Annotated in this window: 23 protein-coding genes; 13 read left to right on the top strand and 10 right to left on the bottom strand. The window is 39.4% G+C overall.

What is annotated here, in order from left to right; translation table 11 throughout:
* Nucleotides 1-202 precede the first annotated feature (202 nt).
* Complete coding sequence (dapA, locus tag PVK70_RS03560) at nucleotides 203-1,084, top strand: 4-hydroxy-tetrahydrodipicolinate synthase (RefSeq protein ID WP_130047678.1); 882 nt, start codon at nucleotides 203-205, stop codon at nucleotides 1,082-1,084.
* A gap of 11 nt (nucleotides 1,085-1,095) precedes the next feature.
* The gene (bamC, locus tag PVK70_RS03555; protein WP_130047677.1) at nucleotides 1,096-2,148 is read left to right on the top strand and encodes an outer membrane protein assembly factor BamC; all 1,053 of its coding nucleotides are present in this window, start codon (nucleotides 1,096-1,098) and stop codon (nucleotides 2,146-2,148) included.
* Between the two features lie 36 nt (nucleotides 2,149-2,184).
* On the opposite strand, the gene PVK70_RS03550 is transcribed toward bamC, so the two are convergent.
* From PVK70_RS03550 to PVK70_RS03535, 4 genes are read right to left on the bottom strand one after another with little or no spacing between them, the layout of a single operon-like run.
* Nucleotides 2,185-2,385 (bottom strand): DUF2897 family protein, encoded by a 201-nt coding sequence (locus PVK70_RS03550; protein WP_130047676.1) that lies wholly within the window; start codon nucleotides 2,383-2,385, stop codon nucleotides 2,185-2,187.
* Between the two features lie 2 nt (nucleotides 2,386-2,387).
* The gene (locus PVK70_RS03545; protein ID WP_130047675.1) at nucleotides 2,388-3,056 is read right to left on the bottom strand and encodes a M15 family metallopeptidase; all 669 of its coding nucleotides are present in this window, start codon (nucleotides 3,054-3,056) and stop codon (nucleotides 2,388-2,390) included.
* Nucleotides 3,057-3,112: 56 nt separating this feature from the next.
* Nucleotides 3,113-4,246: a succinyl-diaminopimelate desuccinylase gene (dapE, locus tag PVK70_RS03540; RefSeq protein ID WP_130047674.1), complete on the bottom strand. Its 1,134-nt coding sequence runs from the start codon at nucleotides 4,244-4,246 to the stop codon at nucleotides 3,113-3,115.
* 50 nt (nucleotides 4,247-4,296) lie between these two features.
* Complete coding sequence (locus PVK70_RS03535) at nucleotides 4,297-4,644, bottom strand: ArsC family reductase (RefSeq protein WP_165366830.1); 348 nt, start codon at nucleotides 4,642-4,644, stop codon at nucleotides 4,297-4,299.
* Nucleotides 4,645-4,832: 188 nt separating this feature from the next.
* Here PVK70_RS03535 and PVK70_RS03530 point away from each other — a divergent pair, with 188 nt between their 5' ends.
* Both PVK70_RS03530 and PVK70_RS03525 read left to right on the top strand, forming a co-directional pair.
* Nucleotides 4,833-5,117, top strand: coding sequence for a type VI secretion system PAAR protein (locus tag PVK70_RS03530; protein ID WP_130047729.1), 285 nt, complete (start codon nucleotides 4,833-4,835; stop codon nucleotides 5,115-5,117).
* A 165-nt stretch (nucleotides 5,118-5,282) separates the two neighbouring features.
* On the top strand, nucleotides 5,283-5,564 hold the full coding sequence (locus PVK70_RS03525; RefSeq protein WP_130044082.1) for a winged helix-turn-helix domain-containing protein: 282 nt from the start codon (nucleotides 5,283-5,285) through the stop codon (nucleotides 5,562-5,564).
* A gap of 113 nt (nucleotides 5,565-5,677) precedes the next feature.
* Here the strand turns inward: PVK70_RS03525 and PVK70_RS03520 are convergent, their stop codons facing one another.
* Genes PVK70_RS03520 through narQ form a run of 3 tightly spaced genes read right to left on the bottom strand, consistent with a single transcriptional unit; the run spans nucleotide 5,678 to nucleotide 8,336 of the window.
* Entirely contained in the window at nucleotides 5,678-6,013 is a 336-nt protein-coding gene (locus PVK70_RS03520) for a DUF4156 domain-containing protein (protein ID WP_130047673.1), read from the bottom strand.
* A 1-nt stretch (nucleotide 6,014) separates the two neighbouring features.
* Nucleotides 6,015-6,626 carry a response regulator gene (locus PVK70_RS03515; RefSeq protein WP_130047672.1) on the bottom strand — a complete coding sequence of 204 codons (612 nt, stop codon included), beginning with the start codon at nucleotides 6,624-6,626 and terminating at the stop codon, nucleotides 6,015-6,017.
* An 18-nt stretch (nucleotides 6,627-6,644) separates the two neighbouring features.
* The gene (narQ, locus tag PVK70_RS03510) at nucleotides 6,645-8,336 is read right to left on the bottom strand and encodes a nitrate/nitrite two-component system sensor histidine kinase NarQ (protein WP_130047671.1); all 1,692 of its coding nucleotides are present in this window, start codon (nucleotides 8,334-8,336) and stop codon (nucleotides 6,645-6,647) included.
* A gap of 188 nt (nucleotides 8,337-8,524) precedes the next feature.
* On the opposite strand from narQ, the gene napF reads away from it, so the two are divergent.
* The 6 genes from napF (at nucleotide 8,525) to PVK70_RS03480 (ending at nucleotide 13,112) form a co-directional block, all read left to right on the top strand.
* A complete protein-coding gene (gene napF / locus PVK70_RS03505) occupies nucleotides 8,525-9,043 on the top strand; it encodes a ferredoxin-type protein NapF (RefSeq protein WP_130047670.1) in 519 nt (172 codons plus the stop codon).
* A complete protein-coding gene (locus tag PVK70_RS03500) occupies nucleotides 9,043-9,327 on the top strand; it encodes a chaperone NapD (RefSeq protein WP_130044087.1) in 285 nt (94 codons plus the stop codon). Before napF ends, PVK70_RS03500 begins: the two co-directional genes overlap by 1 nt.
* The gene (gene napA / locus PVK70_RS03495; RefSeq protein WP_130047669.1) at nucleotides 9,324-11,813 is read left to right on the top strand and encodes a periplasmic nitrate reductase subunit alpha; all 2,490 of its coding nucleotides are present in this window, start codon (nucleotides 9,324-9,326) and stop codon (nucleotides 11,811-11,813) included. The genes PVK70_RS03500 and napA overlap by 4 nt, the downstream gene beginning before the upstream one ends.
* A gap of 76 nt (nucleotides 11,814-11,889) precedes the next feature.
* A complete protein-coding gene (locus tag PVK70_RS03490; protein ID WP_130047668.1) occupies nucleotides 11,890-12,363 on the top strand; it encodes a nitrate reductase cytochrome c-type subunit in 474 nt (157 codons plus the stop codon).
* A 32-nt stretch (nucleotides 12,364-12,395) separates the two neighbouring features.
* On the top strand, nucleotides 12,396-12,971 hold the full coding sequence (locus tag PVK70_RS03485) for a NapC/NirT family cytochrome c (RefSeq protein WP_069593673.1): 576 nt from the start codon (nucleotides 12,396-12,398) through the stop codon (nucleotides 12,969-12,971).
* A gap of 9 nt (nucleotides 12,972-12,980) precedes the next feature.
* Nucleotides 12,981-13,112 (top strand): TIGR02808 family protein, encoded by a 132-nt coding sequence (locus PVK70_RS03480; RefSeq protein WP_069593672.1) that lies wholly within the window; start codon nucleotides 12,981-12,983, stop codon nucleotides 13,110-13,112.
* 144 nt (nucleotides 13,113-13,256) lie between these two features.
* Here the strand turns inward: PVK70_RS03480 and PVK70_RS03475 are convergent, their stop codons facing one another.
* The gene (locus PVK70_RS03475) at nucleotides 13,257-13,610 is read right to left on the bottom strand and encodes a DUF2956 domain-containing protein (RefSeq protein ID WP_069593671.1); all 354 of its coding nucleotides are present in this window, start codon (nucleotides 13,608-13,610) and stop codon (nucleotides 13,257-13,259) included.
* A gap of 224 nt (nucleotides 13,611-13,834) precedes the next feature.
* Between PVK70_RS03475 and PVK70_RS03470 the strand changes: the two genes are divergently transcribed.
* The 3 genes from PVK70_RS03470 to PVK70_RS03460 all read left to right on the top strand — a co-directional run bounded on the left by PVK70_RS03470 (nucleotide 13,835) and on the right by PVK70_RS03460 (nucleotide 15,681).
* Entirely contained in the window at nucleotides 13,835-14,284 is a 450-nt protein-coding gene (locus PVK70_RS03470; protein ID WP_130047667.1) for a DUF2919 domain-containing protein, read from the top strand.
* Between the two features lie 16 nt (nucleotides 14,285-14,300).
* Nucleotides 14,301-14,693 carry a hypothetical protein gene (locus PVK70_RS03465; protein ID WP_130047666.1) on the top strand — a complete coding sequence of 131 codons (393 nt, stop codon included), beginning with the start codon at nucleotides 14,301-14,303 and terminating at the stop codon, nucleotides 14,691-14,693.
* 82 nt (nucleotides 14,694-14,775) lie between these two features.
* On the top strand, nucleotides 14,776-15,681 hold the full coding sequence (locus tag PVK70_RS03460) for a Dyp-type peroxidase (protein WP_130047665.1): 906 nt from the start codon (nucleotides 14,776-14,778) through the stop codon (nucleotides 15,679-15,681).
* Between the two features lie 82 nt (nucleotides 15,682-15,763).
* Here the strand turns inward: PVK70_RS03460 and crr are convergent, their stop codons facing one another.
* Nucleotides 15,764-16,273: a PTS glucose transporter subunit IIA gene (crr, locus tag PVK70_RS03455; protein WP_130044093.1), complete on the bottom strand. Its 510-nt coding sequence runs from the start codon at nucleotides 16,271-16,273 to the stop codon at nucleotides 15,764-15,766.
* 74 nt (nucleotides 16,274-16,347) lie between these two features.
* Complete coding sequence (ptsI, locus tag PVK70_RS03450) at nucleotides 16,348-18,072, bottom strand: phosphoenolpyruvate-protein phosphotransferase PtsI (protein WP_130047664.1); 1,725 nt, start codon at nucleotides 18,070-18,072, stop codon at nucleotides 16,348-16,350.
* Nucleotides 18,073-18,123: the final 51 nt, after the last annotated feature.

The raw sequence follows: 18,123 nt of genomic DNA, 5'->3' as shown, positions 1-18,123 counted from the left end.
ACAATCGTCAAAAAAAAGACTCTACAACAGAGGCTTTTATGTAATATCCTTGAGGTATATTGATTGAATGATTCTGCTCATAACATAGAAGACGAAAACCATAGTGTGTTTACTGTGGTCAAGGACGATGACTCTTTGTTGTGAAATTAATGAATAACAGAATCAATTCGTACATTCAGGCTAAGAAAAAAGGGAGAAGGATATGTTCTCAGGTAGCATTGTCGCATTAGTTACACCATTAGATACCGATGGTGAAGTAGATTACAACAGCTTAAAAAACCTAGTAGATTATCATATTAATGCCGGTACTAATGGTATTGTTGCTGTTGGTACAACCGGTGAATCTGCGACATTAAGTGTAGAAGAGCATGTCAAGCTAGTGATGAAAACACTAGAGTTTGCTGATGGACGAATTCCTGTTATTGCTGGCACTGGTGCTAATGCCACTCATGAAGCGGTAACATTTAGTAAGCTTTTCCACGACTCAGGTGTTGCAGGCTGTCTAAGTGTGACGCCTTACTATAATAAGCCAACCCAAGAAGGTTTATTCCAACATTATAAAGCGATCTCAGAAGCGACGGATATTCCGCAAATTCTTTATAATGTACCTGGCCGTACTGCGGTAGATTTATTACCTGAAACAGTGGCTCGTTTGTCAGAGTTTGACAACATTGTTGCACTAAAAGATGCAACAGGTGATTTAGAGAGGGTTGCACTTACTCGTGAACTTTGTGGCGAAAAGTTTATCCAACTTAGTGGTGATGATGCAACGGCGCTTGATTTTGTTAAGTTAGGCGGTCACGGTGTTATTTCGGTAACGTCAAATGTTGCAGCAAAAGAGATGGCAACCATGTTCGCATTAGCGGCTCAAGGTAAATTTGAAGAAGCGGAAGTGATTAACCAACGCTTAATGCCACTACATAACGATTTATTCGTTGAAGCAAACCCAATTCCAGTGAAATGGGCTGCGCATCGTTTAGGTATGATTACTCACTCAGACATTCGTTTACCATTGACGGAATTAAGCTCATCATTACAGCCTGTGGTTGAACAAGCCTTAATTAGTGCTGGTGTGCTGAAGTAATAGGATTAAAAATGAAAGTGAAGACTCGCTTTGTTGTTGGATCATTGATGATTGCTGTGCTATCAGCGTGTTCAAGCAGTCCAACAGAGCGTCGCCAAGCCAAACAAGATTTTAAATACTTGGATACTCCACCGTTAGAAGAGTGGAAGCAGCCTGCAGAGGCAAGACCCGAGTTCTACCCTCAGTATGATATTCCACAAGGTGAGTACAGTGGTGGAATTGGGAAAGACGTGGATATTCGTCCTCCTCAACAAGTGCTTGAATTGATCCCTGGTGCTCGTATTGAAGAGCAAAAGGGTGAAGTGACCGTGTGGCTTGTGAAAGAAGAAGACGTCGATAAACTATGGCAAACGGTATTAACGCTAATTGAAAAACGCGATATTGGTATTGTGTCGCAAAGTGACGATAAGATAGAAACAGATTGGCTTAAATGGAATTCAGAAGATGAAGACCATGAGTTTGGTGCGCGCTACAATATTGAGAAATTGAGTGAAAATAATCGCTCAGGCTTTCAAATTACGTTAATTGATTGGCAAGTTGATGGTAAGCAAACTGAAGTAACGCAAGCGAATAAAGCACGTTACAACATTTTGATGACCAATTTAGTGACGTCAGCTTATGATGAACAACTGCGTGAAGAAGCGCGCATACGTGCTGAAGAGTTAGTTAAGCGTATACCAATATCTATGGGCCAAGATAGAAGTGGCTTGCCGGTTATTATTGCTCGTGCGCCGTATAATATCTTTTGGGAGCGCCTGGGTGAGTTACTGCCTATGATGGGATTAACCATTGAAGACAGAAATCGCTCTCAAGGTACGATTGAAGTGAAATACAAAGAGCCTGATGATGAGTTCTGGGAAGAAATTGGTACCAAACCACTTTCTTTTGAAGGCAGTACATACAATCTACTGTTAGGTGATTTAGGTAACCGTACTTCAATTAACGTAACAGATGCAGCAGGTAAACCTGTTAATGAAGCGACATTAGATTCTGTGGTTCCTGTTCTTGCCGCTATGATTGAAAAATCAAATAAGATGCCGAAAGAAGAAAAGCCTGAAGAGTAAAATTACAGGTTAATTTATCAGCAAAAGACGCTCATTTTACTGAGCGTCTTTTTTTTCATCTTCTTTGTGCTGAATTGTTGTTTCTTGCTCTGATTTTTCCTCTTTTTCTTGAGGAGTAACTGTTTTTTTTGTGTGCTTAAATTTCATATTTGCCGTTGCTTTTAAAGCAGCAAGATTACCAATGACCACACTCAAAACAATCACGATGATAACCCAAGGGTTCATTAACCATTCCATATTTAATCCTTACTAATATTAGTAACGTAACGTACAAACAGTGTATCAATATGTTTAATGATAGTGCCTTTTCCGGCTAAGTCGACGCCTTTCCATGCTTGCAACAGAATATCGGGCGTTAACATTGCCATTAATTCAGCCCCTTTTTCTTTATGGCTAATATGCCAAGGTTCGACAGCTACGCCTTTTCTATCTGCGTTATAAGGGAAAAAGAACCCATGTTGTGAGGCGTTCTCTTGTAACCATTCACTAAATTGAGTTTGGTGACCGGTATTGTATTCCCAAGGCTCAAGTTGAAGATTGACACCTTCTGGAAGCGTATTTTCAGCATAGACATCAAGGTCGGTTCCCCAGTGGTGGCGGCTAGAGCCGGGAAGGGCAGACCAACGCATAATCGCGTGAACTTTCTCTATATCACTCATGTGGCTAGTATCTAGTGGCTGTCCATCATTACCAGAAATAGGGCGAATACCATTAAATTTATTATTCCAAATCATAAGTTGGCGTTCAAAATCACGAAAGCTACTGGCAATAGTCAGAGCAAACCCTGCGTCCTGTGCTGCTTTTTCTAATGATTTAAATGAAGAGACACAATCATGATGAAGTTGACGATAAGGGGTAACAAAAGAAAGGTGTTGGCTTGATAAGCCTGTCAGTTCTTGATAAGTCATAAAGTACCAATGCAATGATGAGAGGAGCTTCCTCCCATCATAACGCCAATCGATGATTACGCGAGTAGATTATTTAAGACTTCTTGATACATATCAGTTAGTTTTTCTAAATCATCAACATTTACACACTCATTTACTTTATGGATAGTGGCATTAACAGGACCAAGTTCAATAACTTGCGAACCCATTTGAGCAATAAAACGGCCATCCGATGTTCCACCTGTGGTGAGCAATTGCGGTTTTTGTTGGTTAACCGTATCAACAGCATCGACCACAGCGGTGAGAAGAGCACCTGTATCGGTTAAGAAAGGAAGGCCATTGATAATCCAATCTAAGTCATACTCTAAATCGTGTTTATTCAATGTATCAATAACCCGTTGTTGTAAGCTTTCAACGGTTGATTCTGTGCTGAAGCGGAAGTTAAACATGACTTCAACATCTCCAGGGATCACATTAGATGCTCCCGTACCGCCATTCATATTTGGAATTTGAAAACTGGTTGGAGGGAAGTAATCATTGCCTTTATCCCACTCAGTCATTACCAAGTCAGTTAATGCAGGCATTGCTTGATGAATTGGGTTTCGAGCAATATGAGGATAAGCAACGTGGCCCTGAATACCTTTAACGGTTAAGTTACCAGTAAGAGAGCCACGACGACCATTTTTAACCACATCACCCACATAATCAGTACTGGATGGTTCTCCAACAATACACATATCAATGATTTCATTACGCTCTTGTAGTGTATCTACTACCCGAGTGGTTCCATTAATGAATGGGCCTTCTTCATCGGATGTGATCAGAAAAGAAATCGAACCTTTATGATCTGGATGTTCAGCAACAAAACGCTCAACGGCAACAACCATACAAGCCAGTGAGCCCTTCATGTCTGCTGCTCCACGAGCGTACAACATGCCATCAATAATGGTTGGTTCAAATGGGTTGGTATTCCAATGATCTAGCGAACCGGTTGGTACGACATCGGTATGGCCTGCGAAAGTAAACAGTGGTGCTTCTGTACCACGGCGAGCCCAAAAGTTAGTGGTGTCTTCAAAAACCATGATTTCAATGCTAAAACCAAGTGCTTCTAAGCGTTTAATCATTAGTTCTTGGCAGCCAGCATCTTCAGGGGTAATGGATTGACGGCTCAATAGATCTTTTGCAAGCGTTAGTGTTGGGGTATCTGACATTATGTATTCCTTTACTTCATTCTAAACGGTCACTGTAATAATACAGTAAATTAAACGTTAAACAGGGTTTCGTATTGAGCGGGTTTAAAACCTAAATGGTATTCATTATTATGAATAAGAACAGGGCGTTTGATCATTGCTGGCATTTCTAGCAATAATTCAATTGCGGCTTCTTCATTGAGGGATGCTTTTTGCTCGTCACTCAACTGGCGGTAAGTCGTGCCTCGTTTGTTTACCACGTTTTCCCATCCTAATTGTTGAACAAACGTAGTAACCATTTCTTTATCAATGCCATCAGAACGGTAATCGTGATAAGTAAAGGTGATTTCGTTGGCGTCTAACCATTTTTTACACTTCTTAATGGTATCGCAGTTTTTAATTCCGTAAATTGTAGTCATGACTTTCTTCATTATGTTATTAATTATGGTCTATTTATAACGAGATTTGAGCAAATACGCCAGAGCTGCGCGTTATTTAGTATTCTATTGATTATAATTTGAAGTGACTCGTCTTTTTCTTTGCCATAATTCTTATCTTTGTTGAGAAAATATACAATTTTTAATCAATATCAAAAATGGAATGAATGATGGGAAATGCAGTAAAAGTAGGTGACATAGGCAGTGATCATGATGGGTTTCATCCAACTCCAGTACTTGCGGGGTCGGGAACAGTAAAAGTTGATGGTGTACCAGCGGCTCGTGAAGGGGATCCATTAGCAGCACACTCAAAACCCAAGCATCCACCTCATCCAAGAGCAATATCAGCAGGGTCTAGTTCTGTATTTATAGATGGAAAAGCGGCAGCAAGAAGTGGTGATGCAGTCGGCTGTGGCGGGACAGTTGAAGGGGGAGGGACTGTTAACATTGGGTGATTATTGGTATGTATAATGGAATGGTTATGAAAACTAATTACAGAAAATGCATTTTTATGTGTTTTTTAATGGAATTGTACAATTATTTTCGTAATTAGTTGATCAATCTCAACATCATAAATATTGAATGATTAATAATTGATCTTATTAAATCAGGAGGTATCAATGGAGTTGAATCCAGTGTTTGCCAGACGCTTATATTTAGCGTTATTGGTACATAATTTAGAAAGGCCGAATGTGCCTAAGCTTGTTGAGCTAACCGGTTGGCCTCGTCGTACGATTCAAGATGTATTGAAAGCCCTGCCTGGTATTGGTATAGAGTTAATGTTTATTCAAGATGGTCGACGTCACAACGACGGATATTATCGCCTTTCAGATTGGGGGCCGTATGATCCTGACTGGGTATGTTCACGCGAAGATGAAATTGCATCAACCTTATACCATTAGTCTGCTATTTTTAGGCTTACTAAAGAGTGAATAAAACGCCAACATTATTGTTGGCGTTTTTGTTTGCGTAAGATTTTGTTTTGGTATTATTATTTACTACGATGGTATAAGCATTATGGACAAATATAAGCAGAACCAAGCATGGTCACTGATGTGTTAAATGCCATTGGATCTTGAAGTACAATAGTATTTGCGTTTAATGCTTGAGCTTCATTTTTAATATCATTAACTGCTGCGATCATAAGATCCTTGTTTGATATAAAAAAGAACGTGTACCAATGGCCTTCACTTCCTGTCACCGTTCCCACTTCAGTACATTTTTGATCTTGAATAATGCTGTCATTATAATGCAAAGTAATAGCTTCAGACTCAGTATCTATTGGTTGTGTTGTGATAGCGCAGCCACTGAGTAAAGTCAGGCTTAAAAGAGCAGAAAGAAATAATTTCATATTAAGAATCCAAGTAGAGTAGAGTTGCCGCTACTCGTGATTTCACATTCAACTTTTTCAATAAACTTTTCATGTGTACCTTTACGGTAGCCTCAGAAATAAACAGTTTATCGGCCACTTGCTTATTACGCATACCTTTGGCGACATTTTGTAAGATCTCAAGCTCACGAGCGGTTAAACTTTCCAGTTTATCATCACCGTTAGTTTCTTGTTCTAAGCACGCTTTTACTTGCTCTGAGTAAGCCTTTCCACCTTTCATTGCTTCTTTTAATAAAGCAATTAATTCATCTGGTTCACTGTCTTTTAATAGGTAACCGTCGGCACCGGCCTTCACTAAAGTTTTAATGTCTTGTTTATTATCAGATACCGTTAAGATAACAATAGGGCAAGTTACGCCTTCGTTACGTAGAGCATGGAGGGTGTCTAAACCAGACATCCCTTTCATGTTGAGATCTAATAACACTAAGTCAGGCTCATCTTTAGAGATTAGTGCAACTGCATCTGTACCGTTACTGGCCTCACCTGTGAGTGTAAATTCTTCATCAAATGAAAGTAATTGCCCAATACCACGACGCATTAACGGATGATCATCAACGATAACAACATTCCACATAGTTTGTACCTCTATTATTTATTGGTTAAGTGGAAACGTTACGTTCACTGTACAACCGTGTTCTAGTTCGGAGTTTATGGATAGGTGGCCACGAACGCAATGTGCTCGTTCTTGCATTATCCTTAATCCATAATGATTAATTTTTTCTTCTGCAGGATTAAATCCTACGCCGTCGTCTTCAATGTTAATATAGCCTTGCTCACCTTCTTGAAAACAAGTAATGATAATATTATCAGCTTTTGAGTGTTTGATGGCATTTAATGTTGCTTCTCTAATTAATTGCAATAAATGAACGTGCTGTTGTGCATTTATGGGCAAAGAAGGTAGCTCATTATTCAAATGAATTCGTATCTTTGTTTGTGAAGCTAATGTGGTGGTAATTTCTTGTAATGCCTCACCAAAGTGCGCTTTATTAATGGTTAGTCTAAAGGTATTAAGTAATTCTCTTAATTGAGTATAGGCACTTTTAAGACCCTCATCTAATTCAGTCAGTGTTGTATTGGTACTTTGGCAATTACACTTGGCCAATTGTCGCTTTAATAATGTAGTTTGTATTTTTAAGTATGAGAGTGATTGAGCAAGTGAATCATGTAACTCTCTAGCAATCGCTGATCGTTCTTCTAAGAGAATTAATTGGTGAGTTTGTTTTTGAGCTTGATTATAAAATACGCCACGCGCAAGAATATTCGCAATGTTTATGATTAATTTTTGATCTGGGCAAGGCAAAGTAAATTGCCACATTAAATAGCCGAGTTGTTCTCCATCAATACTGAGTTCTTGTAAACTCCAAGGTGAGTTATTTGACTCCCCACTGGTTATCTCCCAATCCCCACCGGATTCTTCTTCTACAATTAACCTTGCACTTATGATGCCTTCAATATTTACAAAAGTATCTAGGATATTTTTAAACGCTTGTTCATCTAATTGAGACGCAGAAAGCTGTTGAGAGCATTGATAGAGAGTGGTGAGCGAGCGGTTCGCTTGGCTTAACTTCTTCGTTTTATCTTCAACTCGGTTTTCAAGTTCTCTGTAACTGAGATCAATTTGTTTTGCCATATGGTTAAACGAATCGCTTAATTGTCCTAATTCGTTATCACTTTTTAGATCTACTTGAACTGAATAGTTTCCTTTCGTCATGGCTTTACTTGCTGCAACAAGATGATGCAGTGGGCTTACAATTTTGCGTTGAGTAAAAAAGATAATGAAAATACTCAAAGAGACAATTAAAGATAAACCTAAACCGCCAATAAGAGAAAGTAGTTGTAATTTACGTTCTGAGAATTCTTGCAGTCGAAAAACAAAATGGTCAATTTGATCAACAAAAATGGAGACTTTATTTAAGTAGATCTGTTTGTTGTCACTGAGTAGTGAGGGTTGTAAAGATTGCCACTGCAAGAGAATATCTTGATAAGAAAGCTCAATATCGTCTGGTACAAACCATTGCTCTAACGCTTTAAAAGAGGGCGATTTTATAGATTGAGATAGCTTACTGAGGTGTTCTACAAGCTCTGGAGAATTGGTTTCAATATCATAGGCCAAACGATAACTTTGCATACGCAATGAGCCTGCAATATTAACGGCTTCGGCATCTTTCAAGCTAGAAGATAAAGTTATTAATGCCAAGCTAGTTGTAACTACTGAGATTAATACAATCAGTAACATTACTTGCGCAATGGTTTTTGTTAAAATTGAGGTTTTATTGTGTTTCATCTTTGTTAATTGTGGCCTATGATTAGTTAAAGGCAAATGAGCTCTATTTTGTTGTTTTTATTTATTTTAAAAATTGATCTAGAACAAGAATGCCCCTTGTTTAACCATTATGGGGTATATCAATAAATATGACAAAATTTAAAATTCACCATATAGAAATGTTAATGGAACTCTGGAGTTATGAATAGATGAGTCAGAATAATATGATTGATCACTCTAAGCGAGGTATTTTTCGTCGCTTCTCCACAAAGAAAACAGAGAGTCCATTAACACAACAGCGCCTACCTTGGGTTAAGAATGAGGTTGATTTCGTATCTCAATGTACTCGTTGTGAAAAATGTATTACAGCTTGTGAAGAGCAAATAATTGTTAAAGGTGATGGTGGTTTTCCTATTGTGGATTTTACCAAGGGAGAATGCACCTTTTGTGAAGCTTGTGCAACTCAATGCCCAGAGCATTTATTTGATTTACGCATTACCCCTGCTTTCACTCATCAAATATCTATAAATAAAGAGTGTCTGGCAAAACAGTCGGTAGAGTGTCGTAGTTGTAGTGATATGTGTGAGACACAAGCCATTCGCTTTCAGCTGGTATTGGGTAGCGTAGCTCAGCCTCAAATTAATTTTGATGCTTGTAATGGATGTGGTGGTTGCGTAGCCGCTTGCCCTACTTCTGCTATTAGCATGACACTGGAAGAAACAAAATAATGTTAGAAAATTTACCTGAAAATGAAGTTCATATTTCAAGTTTAGTGGTTCATGTACGCCCTGAATTATTAGAAGTGACAAAAGAAAAAATATTAGCGTTACCGAATACGGAAATCCACGGTGAAAGTGAAGAGGGCAAGTTAATTGTTGTGCTTGAAACTGAAAATCAGGGATATATCACCGATTCAATCGATAAAATAAATGACTTCGAAGGAATACTAAATGTCGCTTTAGTTTTCCACCAAATCGAGCACTTTGATTCGCAATGTGAGGATGAATCATGAAAATGACAAGACGTGCGTTTGTTAAAGCAAACGCCGCAGCATCAGCTGCAGCCGTAGCAGGAATTACTTTACCTGCATCGGCAACTAATTTAATCGTTAGTTCTGACCAAACAAAAATTAAATGGGATAAAGCGCCTTGTCGTTTTTGTGGTACTGGTTGCTCTGTACTTGTGGGTACTCAAAATGGTCGCGTTGTTGCGACTCAAGGCGATCCAGAAGCGCCAGTAAACAAAGGTCTTAACTGTATAAAAGGCTACTTCCTATCTAAAATTATGTACGGCAAAGATCGTCTACAAACGCCAATGTTGCGTATGACAGATGGTCAATACGATAAGAACGGTGATTTTGCCCCTGTTTCTTGGGATGTCGCGTTTGATACGATGGCTGAGAAGTGGAAAGCCGCTCTGAAAAAACACGGTCCAACCGGTGTTGGGATGTTTGGTTCAGGTCAGTGGACTGTAATGGAAGGCTACGCAGCTGTTAAATTGATGAAAGCGGGCTTCCGTTCAAATAACATCGATCCAAATGCTCGTCACTGTATGGCTTCAGCAGTGGGTGCGTTTATGCGTACGTTCGGTATTGATGAACCAATGGGTTGTTATGATGACTTTGAACACGCAGACTCTTTTGTTCTGTGGGGCTCAAACATGGCAGAAATGCACCCAGTACTATGGACTCGCATTTCAGACCGTCGTTTAAGTAACCCACACGTTAAAGTGAACGTATTATCTACTTACTACCACCGTTCATTTGAGTTAGCAGATAAAGGGTATATTTTTGAACCTCAATCTGACCTTGCGATTGCTAACTTCATCGCTAACTACATCATTCAAAACGATGCAGTAAACTGGGACTTCGTAAATAAACACACGAACTTCAAGCAAGCAACAACAGACATTGGTTATGGTCTTCGTGATACTGATCCACTACAAATGAAAGCGGAAAATCCTAACTCTGGAGCGATGAGCTCAATCAGTTTTGAGGAATATAAAGCATCAGTTGCACCATACACAGCGAAAAAAGCCTCTGAAATGTCAGGTGTATCAGAAGACGATCTGATCACTCTCGCTAAGCAGTATGCGGATCCAAAAACAAAAGTAATGTCTTTATGGACAATGGGTATGAACCAACACACTCGTGGTGTTTGGATGAACAGCCTTGTTTATAACATTCACTTGTTAACGGGTAAAATTTCAACGCCGGGTAATAGCCCATTCTCATTGACTGGTCAACCTTCAGCATGTGGTACCGCTCGTGAAGTAGGTACATTCTCACATCGTCTACCAGCTGACATGGTTGTTGCTAATCCTAAGCACCGTGCAATTTCAGAAAAAATCTGGAAACTACCTGAAGGTACATTGAACGGCAAGCCTGGCGCACACGCCGTTGTTCAAGACCGCATGCTTAAAGACGGCAAGATTAACGCTTATTGGGTAATGTGTAATAACAACATGCAAGCGGGCCCAAACATTAACACGGAACGTTTACCTGGTTACCGTAACCCAGAAAACTTCATTGTATGTTCTGACCCATACCCAACTGCAACAGCTCAAGCATCGGATCTTATTCTTCCAACAGCAATGTGGGTAGAAAAAGAAGGTGCTTACGGCAATGCAGAGCGTCGTACTCAAGCTTGGTATCAACAAGTACAAGCGAAAGGCGAAGCTAAATCTGATTTATGGCAAATCATGGAATTCTCAAAACGCTTCACAGTAGAAGAAGTGTGGGGCGAAGAGCTGCTTGCAAAAGCGCCTGAATTCCGTGGTAAAACTATGTATGACGTACTTTACAAAAATGGCAACGTAGATGCTTTCCCATTATCTGAAGCTCAAGAGTTGAATGATGACGCGAAAGCTCAAGGTTTCTATGTTCAAAAAGGCCTGTTTGAAGAGTATGCCGCATTTGGTCGTGGCCACGGCCATGATTTAGCACCATACGATACATACCATAATGTACGTGGTTTGCGTTGGCCTGTTGTTGATGGCAAAGAAACATTATGGCGCTTTAAAGAAGGTTCAGATCCATACGCTAAGAAAGGATCGGATTGGGACTTCTACGGCAAGCCTGATGGTAAAGCGTTGATTATCTCTGCCCCATATGAAGCGCCACCAGAAGTTCCTGGTGATGAGTTTGATATGTGGTTATGTACGGGTCGTGTTCTTGAGCATTGGCATACAGGTACTATGACGCGTCGTGTTCCTGAGCTGTATAAAGCCGTTCCTGATGCGCTTTGTTATATTCACCCTGCGGATGCGAAGAAACGTAACCTGCGCCGTGGTGATGAAGTGTTAATTTCTAACAAACGTGGCGAAGTACGTGTTCGTGTTGAAACTCGTGGTCGTAACCGTCCGCCTGAAGGATTAGTATTTGTTCCATTCTTTGATGCTCGCATCTTAATTAACAAATTGATTTTGGATGCAACGGATCCTCTGTCTAAACAGACAGATTATAAGAAGTGTCCAGTTAAGATCACTAAAATTGCTTAATTAATAATAGATAGGTTACTGGCCAAGATGTGAGTAACCTATTTCAAAGAGTTTGCCTTAAGGCGGAGAAATTAGAATGAAAAAATTCATTATAGCGCTTATGTCAGCAGGACTTTTGTTTGCTGGTGCAGTACAAGCAGAAACCGAACAATCTGCAGAATTGAATAATCCAGGAGGCATTGGTGGTGTTGAATCATTACGTGGTGCATCGGAATTAGAAACAACGCGTCCAGCGGATGATTTTAAACGTTTTCCACGTGATCACGCATTAGACAGTGATTACGTATACCAACCACCATTAGTACCTCATACTATTCGTAACTATGAAGTGTCATTAAACGCAAATAAGTGTTTATCATGTCATAGCTGGAAAAACGCAAAAGAAATGGGTGCGACAAAGATCAGTGTAACTCACTACGTGAACCGTGAAGATGCTGTACTTTCAGATGTATCACCTCGTCGTTACTTCTGTCTACAATGTCACGTCCCTCAAGCTGATGCTAAACCATTAGTTGAGAATGAATTTGAACGTGTGGACTCATTGCGCTAGTTGATAGCCAATACCGTTAAGAGAGGCTATACATGAAATTTTTAAAAGCATTTTGGAAGCGTTTTTCATCACCAAGTAAAGCAGCGGTAGGTGTTGTCCTATTTATGGGCTTTATTGGTGGTTTGCTTTTCTGGGGCGCATTTAACACGGGTATGGAAGCAACCAACACAGAAGAATTCTGTTCTGGTTGTCATGCTCCAATCGTTAAAGAAATCCAAGAAACGATTCACTACTCTAACCGTTCGGGCGTACGTGCTATCTGTTCAGATTGTCACGTTCCTCATAATTGGACAGATAAAATTGTACGTAAAGTTCAAGCATCTAAAGAGTTATATGCGCACTTTATTGCTAAAACTATTGATACAGAAGAGAAATTTAAAGAGCGTCGTGCGCATTTAGCTGAACGTGAATGGCATCGAATGAAAGAGAATAATTCTCAAGAATGTCGTAATTGTCATGAATTCGACTTTATGGATTTCTCTGAGCAAGGTCCGCGTAGTGCGAAACAACATTCAACGGCATTAGCATCAGGTGAAAAAACCTGTGTAGATTGCCATAAAGGTATTGCACATAAGCTGCCTGATATGTCTGGCATTGAAGGTTGGTAAGGAGATAGTATGAGTACATTAGAGTCTGTTATTTGGCATACGTTGGGTTACATCGCAATGCCGAGCATTATTCTTGGTGGTTTTGCTGCGGTTGCAGTGCTATCAATTTGGATACTGTCATTAAAAGCAGATAAAGAATAAATAATTTAGCTTAATCTAAGTAGATAACAAAAAGAGATGGGTATTTATAACTCATCTCTTTTTTGTATCTGCTTGTTTGTAGTGTTCAAGTTAAAATCACTTTTCCTACGCAATTATCTGAACAACGACTGATCCAGAATGGTATTACATACCTAAAAATGTGTAGTAAATAAAGGCAGCCCAGCTTACCGCAAGTAAAATCCATGGTAAATTTTTGCTTGATTCTTTATTAATGTGATCTTGTTGAGCTTGTTTATCTTCTACATCAGAGTGGTTATGTTTACTCTGCTTTTGACGCTGTGTCTTTTTCTTCAGCTTATCTGCTTCTCGTGATTTTTCTTTTTGCTGTTTCTTGTAAAGCGCAATGCCTTTTTCTATACCTTGCGCAATCAATTTAGTTTGTTCTTTTGTTTGTGCTGGTTTTTGTGTAGCTTTAGCAATTGCCATTGCTTCTTGTTGAGATTCTATTGATATCTGTGCTTTATTGTTATTTTTCATACGGTATTCTTAATTCTTCATATTTGATTTTATCTTTATACATCGTTGAAATGTAAACGATACAAAGTGTGACGGCAATATAGATTTTGAATTTAAAGGTGTATCTAGCTCAAAGTTTTTATTTTATTCAATCGTTATTTTTAATCATTTCAGTAATCTGGACAAGTCTACTGAGAAGATTGTTAGTTAATTCTTTCGTCTGTTTAATGTTCAAAGGTAGATAAATGCTGTACTCGTTTGATGCATACGACCAACATGGATGGTTAAAACCACCTATTTGGCTATGGTTTGGTTGGGCTATTTTAATTCGCTCCGTTGTCGTTTTTGTTATGGCCGGTGCTAGCCGTGAGCAAGGTACTGATTTATTGGCCCTGTTTTACCCAAGTCATGCGCATTTATATACTAGTTTATGTTTGAGCTTACCCATTGTATTTTATATGTGGTTAAGTAGTTTTAAAAAGCCCACACGCCCTTTTATGCTGACTCTTTGGAAGCAAGGACGGTGGCTAACCATTATGATGGTTTTGATCGATCTCATGATGTTAATTCAATCGGTTATTGTTAATCGAGGAGAGTTTCAGCCAGGAAGTGCAATGATTATCTTACTTCTTAGTTGGTTTCTTATATTTTTATGTCGCAGTAAACGAGTGAAAATATGTTTTAGTCTGACTTAATGAGAGGGGGCAGACAATGGATTTATCAACAGGTGCATTATTATTTAGTGCGTTATTAAGCCCGCTAGCAATGGCGGATTGGCAGTTAGATTTAGGATTAGAGATTAATCGTCCTAACTTGCAACACATTACTAATTCATCAGCGTCGTTAGTGCTGGGTGAAGAAACATTAGTGTTTAATTCATTCGATAAGAAATCTCAGGTACAAGCTTGGGCGGAGTTAAAAAACATTGATGCTGAGAATGTTGAAATTGCTTTTCGAGTAACAGAGGAGGAAGGGGAAGGTAAAGTAAGAACATTATGTGCGCCAACCATTATCACCAAGTTGAATAATTTAGAATCTTACATGGTGTCTGATTCATCAGCGAATGAAACCGTAAAGCTTTCAGTGGAAGTTATTTCTTCATAAACTCTTATCTTTTATCAAACAATCTTATGTTTTATTGCATATAATGAGCTCAGTTAATTCAAAATAGAAAGGAACTGAGTTCATGTCTTACACTCCTCAAACGGCATTACTGCCAGAACCAGATCGATTTGCATTATACGTTACCTTAAATATCAAAAGTAACCCTCAGCTTGTTTTAGAGCAGCTACAGACACTTCCTGCATTAATTGTCGAATTAAATGAGAATCAGCCAGACGCTAACTTAAGCAGTGCCGTTTCTTTTGGTGCTGATTTCTGGACTACATTGTCTGCACCTATGCCGCCAGAATTGGCAAACTTTAAGCAATTAGGTAAAGGTGACATCATTGCACCAGCGACGCATGGTGATGTGCTAATTCATATTCATTCAAATCGCCATGACTTACATTTTTATATCTTACGTAAGCTAATGAATGTGATTTCTGAACACGTTGAAATTAAAGAAGAAGTATCAGGTTACCGCTTTTTAGATTCGCGCGATATGACAGATTTCGTTGATGGAACAGAAAACCCTAAAAATGAAGCGCGCGCTGAAGTTGCATTGATTGCTGATGGTGAATTTGCTGGCGGCAGTTACATGATGTGCCAACGCTTTGTTCACAAACTACCTGCGTGGAACCGTTTGTCCGTTTCAGCTCAAGAAAAAGTGATTGGTCGTACTAAACCTGATTCAATAGAGCTAGAAGACGTTCCAGCTGCTTCACACGTAGGCCGTGTTGATATTAAAGAAGATGGTAAAGGGGTTAAGATCCTACGCCACAGCTTGCCGTATGGCTCGGTTTCTGGTGATCATGGTTTATTGTTTATTGCTTATTGTCACTCTGTACATAATTTCCAAGTGATGTTGGATAGCATGTATGGCGAAGTCGATGGAAAAACTGATCAATTATTGCGTTTTACTGATGCAGTAACTGGTGGTTATTTCTTTGCTCCATCACAAGAGATGCTTGCTGAACTGACCGTTAAATAGATACAAAAAAGCCGCTGTTATCTAAAAGAAAACAGCGGCTTTTTTATGTCTTAGATAAACTAAAATCTGTCAGTAAGAGAGATTACTTAGTTACTTTAAGAACTGGAGATTCACCAACAGTAACAGCACCAGAAAGCTTAGTAAGCTCTTTGATTTCGTCCATGTTAGAGATTACAACTGGAGTAAGCGTTGATTTAGCGTGCTCTTCTAGGTACGCAAGATCGAATTCGATTACTGTGTCGCCAGCTTTAACTTCTTGGCCTTCTTCAGCGATACGAGTAAAGCCTTGACCTTTAAGTTCAACGGTATCGATACCAAAGTGAACGAAAAGCTCGATGCCGTCGTTAGATTCGATAGAGAAAGCGTGGTTAGTTTCAAAGATTTTGCCGATTGTACCGTTTACTGGAGCAACCATTTTGTTGCCAGCAGGTTTGATAGCAATACCGTCACCAACGATTTTTTCAGCGAACACTACGTCTGGCACATCTTCGATGTTTACAATTTCACCAGAAAGAGGTGCGATGATGTCGATTGCACCAGCTGCAGTGCTTTCAGAAGAAAATGCGCTTTTAATTTTGTCAAACAGACCCATTGTGTAGCTCCCTAAAGTTATATTAAATAGCCACTAAACTTAGTGGCTATATTTAATTCTTTGCAACTATACTATTACTTAGTATTTTCTGCGATAAATTTTTCAACGTGCGCTTCAATTTCTGCTGCTGTAGGCATTTGAAGAGCTTCATCTGCCATTGCTTTTACTGCTGCAAAGTTTGAGTTACGAACAATTTTCTTAACAAGAGGGATAGAGATACCGCTCATGCTGAACTCGTCTAAGCCCATACCTAGAAGAAGTAGACTAGCACGCTCATCACCAGCTAGCTCACCACACATACCTGTCCATTTACCTTCTTTATGAGAAGCGTCGATTACTTGCTTGATTACAAGCAGAACCGCTGGAGATAGTGGGTTATATAGGTGAGAAATCATTTCGTTACCACGGTCAACCGCAAGAGTATATTGCGTTAAATCGTTAGTACCGATAGAGAAGAAGCTCACTTCTTTCGCTAAATGGTGTGCAATTGCAGCGGCTGCTGGCGTTTCAACCATAACACCGATTTCGATGCTTTCATCAAACGCATGGCCTTCAGCACGAAGTTCTACTTTGTATTCTTCGATTGCATTTTTCAGCTCACGGATTTCTTCAACAGAAATGATCATTGGGAACATGATACGCAGTTTACCGTGTGCAGATGCACGTAAAATGCCACGTAATTGGTCACGTAGGATTTCACGACGGTCTAAACTGATACGGATTGCACGCCATCCTAAGAATGGGTTCATTTCTTCTGGAAGATCCATGTATGGTAGATCTTTATCACCACCGATATCCATAGTACGGATGATCACTGGCTCACCATGCATCGCTTCAGCTACTTCTTTATAAGCAACATATTGCTCTTCTTCAGTAGGAAGTGCATCACGATCCATGAATAGGAATTCTGTACGATACAGACCAACACCTTCGCCGCCGTTACGGATGATACCGTCACAGTCTTTAACTGTACCGATGTTACCGCAAACTTCAACTTGGTGGCCATCAAGAGTGATAGCTGGTAGGTCTTTTAGTTTTGCTAGCTCTTCTTTTTCTGCAATTTGTGCATCACGAATTTGCTTAGCTTCTGCTAGTTCTGCTTCTGATGGGTTGATAACAATCTTGTTGTTAACCGCATCAAGAATTAGCATATCACCGTTCTTCACTTGCTTAGTGATATCGTTAGTACCAACGATAGCAGGTAGTTCAAGAGAACGAGCCATGATAGAAGTATGAGAAGTACGACCGCCGATGTCACAAGCAAAACCAAGAACGTAGTCTAGGTTGATTTGTGCTGTTTCAGAAGGTGTTAGGTCGTTAGCAACTAGGATAACTTTTTCATTGATAGCACTTAGTGAAACAATGCTGATACCTAATGCATTTTTAACAAAGCGGCTACCGATATCACGGATATCTGTAGCACGCTCTTTTAGATAATCATCATCTAATGACTCTAGTGCACACGCTTGCTCTTCAATTACAGAGTAAATAGCAAAGTCTGCAGCCATTTTATCATCTTTGATAAGGGCTAAGATTTCTTCTTCTAGCTCTTCATCTTCAAGAAGCATAATGTGCCCCTCAAAAATAGCTTCTTTTTCTTCGCCAAAAGTAGCTAGCGCTTTTGCTTTAATAGCTTCTAATTGCTCAGAAGACTTATTACGAGCATCAAAGAAGCGTTGAACTTCTGCTTCTACTTGAGAATCAGAGATTGGAGTTTTGTTTAGGACAATTTCATCTTCCTGAAGTAATAGTGCTTTACCAAAAGCAATACCTGGAGATGCTAGAATGCCAGAAATCATAGCTTTACCTTAAAATTGATCAAATTAGAGAATGAGAATAATAAAGAAAAA

The sequence above is a fragment of the Aliivibrio sp. A6 genome (assembly GCF_028765505.1).
GTDB classification, from domain to species: Bacteria; Pseudomonadota; Gammaproteobacteria; order Enterobacterales; family Vibrionaceae; genus Aliivibrio; species Aliivibrio finisterrensis_A.
This window is presented reverse-complemented; position numbering and strand designations above follow the sequence as displayed.

What these genes read in the sequence shown, in the direction of transcription:
- PVK70_RS03460 (WP_130047665.1), top strand. Translation starts at nt 14,776, where the DNA reads ATGTCTTACACTCCTCAAACGGCATTACTGCCAGAACCAGATCGATTT.
- crr (WP_130044093.1), bottom strand. Translation starts at nt 16,273, where the DNA reads ATGGGTCTGTTTGACAAAATTAAAAGCGCATTTTCTTCTGAAAGCACT.
- PVK70_RS03530 (WP_130047729.1), top strand. Translation starts at nt 4,833, where the DNA reads ATGGGAAATGCAGTAAAAGTAGGTGACATAGGCAGTGATCATGATGGG.
- ptsI (WP_130047664.1), bottom strand. Translation starts at nt 18,072, where the DNA reads ATGATTTCTGGCATTCTAGCATCTCCAGGTATTGCTTTTGGTAAAGCA.
- PVK70_RS03520 (WP_130047673.1), bottom strand. Translation starts at nt 6,013, where the DNA reads ATGAAATTATTTCTTTCTGCTCTTTTAAGCCTGACTTTACTCAGTGGC.
- PVK70_RS03515 (WP_130047672.1), bottom strand. Translation starts at nt 6,626, where the DNA reads ATGTGGAATGTTGTTATCGTTGATGATCATCCGTTAATGCGTCGTGGT.
- PVK70_RS03465 (WP_130047666.1), top strand. Translation starts at nt 14,301, where the DNA reads ATGGATTTATCAACAGGTGCATTATTATTTAGTGCGTTATTAAGCCCG.
- PVK70_RS03490 (WP_130047668.1), top strand. Translation starts at nt 11,890, where the DNA reads ATGAAAAAATTCATTATAGCGCTTATGTCAGCAGGACTTTTGTTTGCT.
- PVK70_RS03535 (WP_165366830.1), bottom strand. Translation starts at nt 4,644, where the DNA reads ATGACTACAATTTACGGAATTAAAAACTGCGATACCATTAAGAAGTGT.
- napF (WP_130047670.1), top strand. Translation starts at nt 8,525, where the DNA reads ATGAGTCAGAATAATATGATTGATCACTCTAAGCGAGGTATTTTTCGT.
- PVK70_RS03475 (WP_069593671.1), bottom strand. Translation starts at nt 13,610, where the DNA reads ATGAAAAATAACAATAAAGCACAGATATCAATAGAATCTCAACAAGAA.
- PVK70_RS03485 (WP_069593673.1), top strand. Translation starts at nt 12,396, where the DNA reads ATGAAATTTTTAAAAGCATTTTGGAAGCGTTTTTCATCACCAAGTAAA.
- narQ (WP_130047671.1), bottom strand. Translation starts at nt 8,336, where the DNA reads ATGAAACACAATAAAACCTCAATTTTAACAAAAACCATTGCGCAAGTA.
- bamC (WP_130047677.1), top strand. Translation starts at nt 1,096, where the DNA reads ATGAAAGTGAAGACTCGCTTTGTTGTTGGATCATTGATGATTGCTGTG.
- PVK70_RS03545 (WP_130047675.1), bottom strand. Translation starts at nt 3,056, where the DNA reads ATGACTTATCAAGAACTGACAGGCTTATCAAGCCAACACCTTTCTTTT.
- napA (WP_130047669.1), top strand. Translation starts at nt 9,324, where the DNA reads ATGAAAATGACAAGACGTGCGTTTGTTAAAGCAAACGCCGCAGCATCA.
- PVK70_RS03480 (WP_069593672.1), top strand. Translation starts at nt 12,981, where the DNA reads ATGAGTACATTAGAGTCTGTTATTTGGCATACGTTGGGTTACATCGCA.
- dapA (WP_130047678.1), top strand. Translation starts at nt 203, where the DNA reads ATGTTCTCAGGTAGCATTGTCGCATTAGTTACACCATTAGATACCGAT.
- PVK70_RS03525 (WP_130044082.1), top strand. Translation starts at nt 5,283, where the DNA reads ATGGAGTTGAATCCAGTGTTTGCCAGACGCTTATATTTAGCGTTATTG.
- PVK70_RS03550 (WP_130047676.1), bottom strand. Translation starts at nt 2,385, where the DNA reads ATGGAATGGTTAATGAACCCTTGGGTTATCATCGTGATTGTTTTGAGT.
- PVK70_RS03470 (WP_130047667.1), top strand. Translation starts at nt 13,835, where the DNA reads ATGCTGTACTCGTTTGATGCATACGACCAACATGGATGGTTAAAACCA.
- dapE (WP_130047674.1), bottom strand. Translation starts at nt 4,246, where the DNA reads ATGTCAGATACCCCAACACTAACGCTTGCAAAAGATCTATTGAGCCGT.
- PVK70_RS03500 (WP_130044087.1), top strand. Translation starts at nt 9,043, where the DNA reads ATGTTAGAAAATTTACCTGAAAATGAAGTTCATATTTCAAGTTTAGTG.